Source organism: Bathymodiolus azoricus thioautotrophic gill symbiont, assembly GCF_001298715.1.
Classification (GTDB): Bacteria; Pseudomonadota; Gammaproteobacteria; order PS1; family Pseudothioglobaceae; genus Thiodubiliella.
On the sequence record NZ_CDSC02000473.1, the window covers coordinates 1 to 1,541 of the forward strand.

The following is a 1,541-nucleotide window of genomic DNA, read 5'->3' on the forward strand; positions in this document are numbered from 1 at the left end:
CTGTCAATGCTTTAACATAGTCTAACTCAACATCGCGTTTTTCTTGATATGCATCAATCAGCACTTCAATCGAAACAGAATGATCTAAATAACCTTTGAGTGCCAAATTAGACTCAACCCCTACATCGATCCTTAGTTTTTGATAGGTAGCAAGCGCCTTTTTTTTAAATTCAGCCCGACAATCAATGCCTGTGCATCTGCAAGAATATCTTTTAATTTGTTGTTGTAATCTATGTTGAGTTTTTGCAAATTTAATTGTGTCACCTGAATATCTTTTTGATTATTCACATCAACACCAATCGGCATAGAAAAATCAAGACTTGCAGTATAAAGAACACTCTTGCTCTTATAATCTGCTGTCATTATATTGCCTTTATTATCATTCCTTTCAGCATTAATATTAAAATCCAATTTATAAAGAGATTGATTGTTGTGATAATTCAAATCAATATTTTTTAAACGCTTATCAATCTCAAGCTTCAACAAAGATCGCACATTATGTTGTAAATATTGCGTTAAATCAGGCATAATTTTTAGGCGTTTTTCGGTACTTATTTTGGGGTTTTCAAACCACAAACTTGAGTCATTCAGTACGCTCACCAACGCTCTTTTCAAAGACTGTAATTCACTATCATTGCTTGATATATCCTGCTTTGAACGCAAGATAGCTGTATTTAGTTTTGACTTGTCTTTGGCTTTATTAACTTGAATTATTGTTAATGACTGACTATAATCTTGGTAAATCTCAGCATTCTTTTGATAAAAATTCCAATCAATAAATTGCTCTAAACGATCCACCAGAAAACCTTCTTGCGCATCATTAAAATCAAATTTTTCGCGTTCTAAATCCAAAATATCACGACGATAAGTTTTTAAACCTGATGCATTTTCACCATGCTTTAACAAGGGATATTTGTAACTAATTTTGTAAGTATTATCAAAAGTAGTGATGCTATATTTAGAATTACTACCAGTATAAAGTGCACCTTGTTTATAGCGCGTTATATCGGAATCTGGGATTGAACGCTTAATACTGAATGTTAGAATAGCAGGATTAGATAAAAAATTCTTTGTAGTTGATAACTTGATAGATTTGTTGTTATTTTGGCGATGCTTCTCATAGATAGAGGCAGAAGTTGTATTATTATCTATATCATAATAACTGTTTGACAATGATGCACTTAAATCAGTATTCCAACCTGCATAATTACGTTTACTGGCATCTAATTCTATTTGCTTAATAGCAACATATATTTTGTCTTTTTCAAAGCGTGTATCTTGGCTTAATACTTTGTCAATAAACTCTTGTTCAGTTAATGCCAAGGCATTTATAACAAATAAAAGAAAAACCGTACCTACAATAATTTTCATTAGTTTGTGGTCTTGATAACTAAGCGCTTAAGGCTATATGTTTCTGGGTCTTAACCAGTTAAGCGCGTTATTTTTAAAATTTTTCAGCAAGATTTTATACAAATCTTACCCCCCCTATTATTAAATCTAAATTCACATTCTTTAAGATAGTATTTAAATATATCTTATTT

At 31.1% G+C, this 1,541-nt stretch carries 1 protein-coding gene; it reads right to left on the bottom strand.

What is annotated here, in order from left to right; genetic code table 11:
- Nucleotides 1-132: 132 nt before the first annotated feature.
- Nucleotides 133-1,371: a hypothetical protein gene (locus BAZSYMA_RS08970; protein ID WP_090718247.1), complete on the bottom strand. Its 1,239-nt coding sequence runs from the start codon at nucleotides 1,369-1,371 to the stop codon at nucleotides 133-135.
- Nucleotides 1,372-1,541 lie beyond the last annotated feature (170 nt).

Excerpts from the sequence above, each read along its gene's own strand:
- BAZSYMA_RS08970 (WP_090718247.1), bottom strand. The coding sequence starts at position 1,371 with ATGAAAATTATTGTAGGTACGGTTTTTCTTTTATTTGTTATAAATGCC.